This window comes from Micromonospora sp. D75 (assembly GCF_018070405.1).
Lineage (GTDB): Bacteria > Actinomycetota > Actinomycetes > Mycobacteriales > Micromonosporaceae > Micromonospora > Micromonospora chalcea.
This window is the reverse complement of sequence record NZ_JAGPXV010000665.1, coordinates 1-3,140: the sequence shown is the minus strand read 5'-3', so window position 1 is coordinate 3,140 and position 3,140 is coordinate 1. Positions and strand designations below refer to the sequence as shown.

General features: G+C 71.5%; 6 protein-coding genes. 3 read left to right on the top strand and 3 right to left on the bottom strand.

Features of this window, described 5'->3' with window-relative positions:
* Positions 1 to 496 (bottom strand): aminoacyl--tRNA ligase-related protein (locus tag KBX39_RS27370; RefSeq protein WP_312247497.1); only part of this gene is annotated, 496 nt, incomplete at its 3' end.
* 173 nt (positions 497 to 669) lie between these two features.
* Between KBX39_RS27370 and KBX39_RS27365 the strand changes: the two genes are divergently transcribed.
* Positions 670 to 1,047 carry a VOC family protein gene (locus tag KBX39_RS27365; RefSeq protein WP_043327654.1) on the top strand — a complete coding sequence of 126 codons (378 nt, stop codon included), beginning with the start codon at positions 670 to 672 and terminating at the stop codon, positions 1,045 to 1,047.
* A 205-nt stretch (positions 1,048 to 1,252) separates the two neighbouring features.
* On the opposite strand, the gene KBX39_RS27360 is transcribed toward KBX39_RS27365, so the two are convergent.
* Both KBX39_RS27360 and KBX39_RS27355 read right to left on the bottom strand, forming a co-directional pair.
* The gene (locus KBX39_RS27360; protein WP_166456815.1) at positions 1,253 to 1,447 is read right to left on the bottom strand and encodes a DUF397 domain-containing protein; all 195 of its coding nucleotides are present in this window, start codon (positions 1,445 to 1,447) and stop codon (positions 1,253 to 1,255) included.
* Positions 1,438 to 2,241, bottom strand: coding sequence for a helix-turn-helix transcriptional regulator (locus KBX39_RS27355; RefSeq protein ID WP_166456816.1), 804 nt, complete (start codon positions 2,239 to 2,241; stop codon positions 1,438 to 1,440). Before KBX39_RS27355 ends, KBX39_RS27360 begins: the two co-directional genes overlap by 10 nt.
* Before the next feature lie 95 nt (positions 2,242 to 2,336).
* Here KBX39_RS27355 and KBX39_RS27350 point away from each other — a divergent pair, with 95 nt between their 5' ends.
* Positions 2,337 to 2,672: a hypothetical protein gene (locus tag KBX39_RS27350; RefSeq protein WP_082931107.1), complete on the top strand. Its 336-nt coding sequence runs from the start codon at positions 2,337 to 2,339 to the stop codon at positions 2,670 to 2,672.
* The coding region (locus KBX39_RS27345) for a putative immunity protein (protein WP_210873236.1) at positions 2,669 to 3,140 on the top strand (472 nt) is incomplete at its 3' end. The genes KBX39_RS27350 and KBX39_RS27345, both read left to right, overlap by 4 nt.

Genomic DNA, 3,140 nt, shown 5'->3' with positions numbered 1-3,140 from the left:
CGAACGAGTAGGCGTCCTTCATCAGGAACTCGCGCCCGCGCAGCAGACCGGCGCGGGGACGGGCCTCGTCGCGGAACTTCGTCTGGATCTGGAACAGCGTCACCGGGAAGTCCCGGTACGAGGTGAACAGGTCCTTCACCAGCAGCGCGGCCAGCTCCTCGTGGGTCGGCGCGAGCAGATGGTCGGCGCCCTTGCGGTCGGCGAGCGTGAAGATGTCGTCCCCGTATTCGGTCCACCGCCCGCTGGTCCGGTAGGGCTCGGCCGGGAGCAGCGCCGGGAAGTGCACCTCCTGGTCGCCGATCGCGGTCATCTCGTCCCGGACGATCGCGGTGATCCGGTCCAGCACGAGCTTGCCCAGCGGCAGCCAGGTGTAGCCGCCCGGCGCGGCCCGGCGGACGTATCCGGCGCGCAGCAGCAGCCGGTGGCTCGGCACTTCCGCGTCGGCCGGGTCCTCACGCAGGGTCCGGAGCAGCAGGGTCGACATGCGCAGCAGCATTGCCGCAGCTTATGGCGCGAGCGGAGGGCCGGGCGACCCCTTTCGGTGTCCGCGCGGACCGATCGTCGCCGGCTCGGCGAGGTGGCGGTATCGACACCAGTCGGATGCCGCCACCCCGCCGAGATGGTGCGGACGGGCCGGTAAATGTCGCGGGTGCCGGGTAGGAATGCGGCATGGCTGAGCGACCGCTGATGAAGCTGACGACAACGGTGCTGGACGCGCCGTCCGCAGAGGACCTGGCCGCATTCTACGAGCGGCTGCTCGGCTGGATCCGGCGCGAGAAGGAAGCCGACTGGGTCCTCCTCGCCCCGCCCGAGGGCGGCCACTGGCTGGCGTTCCAGGACGAGCCGGCCTACGTGCGGCCGGTGTGGCCGGCCGGTCCCGGCGACCAGCAGATGTCTGTCCACCTGGACATCAAGGTCGACGACCTGGAGGCAGCCGTGGCGTACGCGGTGTCCGTGGGTGCGACGCTGCCCGACTTCCAGCCGCAGGACGACGTCCGGGTGCTCCTCGACCCGGATGGTCACCCGTTCTGCTTCTACCTCTCATGACGGGCGACGCCACCGCGTCGGCGCGCGCGACCAGCCAGTACGCGACGACGACCGGCAACCTGACCGCTCGCATCGCGCTGCACGCCTACGGCACCAATCCGCAGAACTGGTACGCCTGGCTGGGCGAGCGGCTTCCACTGGCCCGGGACGTGCTGGAGGTCGGGGCCGGCACGGGCGAGCTGTGGCACCGGATCGGCCCACATGATCAGCGCGACGCGCGGCTCCCGCTGAGCCGGACGAAGGCCCGCCAGGCGTCGGGTGTGAAGGTGAGCACCGGCCCGGCCGGGTCCTTGCTGTCCCGCACCCCGACCACACCGGCCAGGTTGTCCGCCACCTCGACACAGTCGCCCTGGGTACCGCTGCGTGTGGACTTCCGCCAGATCGCTCCAGTCAGCTCCACGAGGTCATCACGTCCTTCATCAGCTCGACCGACTGCCGGCGCGGTAGTGCCTCGCTGCGGACACTCTCCCATCTGGACAGCAGGATAGCCACGTCCTCGTCCTTGTCGACCACGACGCCGCCGAGTTGGTTCTCCAGGTGACCGACCCAGCCGCCGTCTGTGCCCCGGGCCAGCGCGAACGGTCCGACCAGGCCGACGTGCACGGTAACCGAGGTCGGCACGATGTGAATGTCGACGTGCGGGCGCTCGGCGCACTCGGCGAGGTGCGCGATCTGCTCGGCCATGAGTCCGCGGTAGCCCTCGTCGGCGCGGCGTAGAACGGACTCCTCGATGACGGCAATGTACTTCGGGCGGCCCGGGTCGGAGAGGATCGACTGCCGGTCCAGCCGCACTCCGAGGCGTCGTTCCACCTCGTCATCGGTGATCAGGTCATCCGTGCGGATCATCGCGCGGGCGTAGTTCTCGGTCTGGAGCAGTCCGGGAACCAGGGTCGGTTGGTAGGTGCGCAACTGCTGCGCCTGGCGTTCGGCTTCGAGCCAGGGGCGGAACCAGCTCGGCTGGCCGTCGCGCTCGGCGAGCTTGAGCAGCGACATCAACAGTCCGCCGGTGCCGAGCACCTCGTCGGCCCGGGCGAGGAAGAACCTGTCGAGCGGCCGGTGGCCCAGCTCGACCGCCGACACCTGGGAGCCGGAGAAGTGCACGAGCCTCCCGAACTCCTCCTGGCTCAGTTCGGCCCGCACCCGCAGCCGCCGCAGTTGCGCGCGGATCAGCTCGGCGGTCGGCTCGTTCTCCACACGCCCTCCTCAGATTGCGGCCGGTCTCCCGGCCTCTCCCCGGACCGGCAGCGAGGACTTCCGAGCGTAGTGGCGCGATCAGCAGACTGTCACGCATGAACCTTCCCGTACCGCGGCTCGGGCCGTACCCCGATCGGCCCCGCCCCTACCCGCCGGACCACCCGGCCCACCTGCCGATCCGGCCGCTCTGGCTGTGCCGCGCCTGCGGCGCGCCGTGGCCCTGTGCGCAGGCGCGCCTACTGCTCAAGGTCGAGTACGCGGACCACCCCGTCGACCTGGCCGTCTACCTGTCCGGGCTCTACCACGAGGCCACCCACGACCTGTTCCGCCTCAACCCGCAGGACGGGCCGACCCCGCGCGAGCTGTTCGAGCGGTTCGTCGGCTGGGGCCCATACCGGCGCGGCATCACCGATACGATGCCCGCGACATGACTGCGCCCGGGGACTTCGACCTGACGATGGACGAGTTGCGCGAGGTGGCGCGGTACGCGGTCCGGCACGCGGAGGACGTCCTCCCGGTCTACGAGCGGGCGGTTCCCGGCGATCCGCGTCCCCGTGCGGCTGTCGACGCGGCGTGGACGTTCGCGCGCGGCGCCGCCCGGACGAAACTCCAGCGGGCCACGTCCCTCGACGCGCACCGGGCCGCCCGGTCCGCGCCCACCGAGTCCGCGCGCCTGGCCGCCCGGGCCGCCGGTGACGCCGCCGCGGCCGCGTACCTGCACCCGATCGCGAAGGCCACCCAGGTCGGCCACATTCTGCGGGCCGCCGCCAACGCCGCGCGCGTCGCCGAACTGGAGGCCGGCGGTGACGAGATCGTCGGCGTGGCAGCGCTGGACCGGTACCGGCAGCTCGCCACCCCCGTGCTGGTCGACGTGCTCCGCCGCTATCCGCCGGTGACCG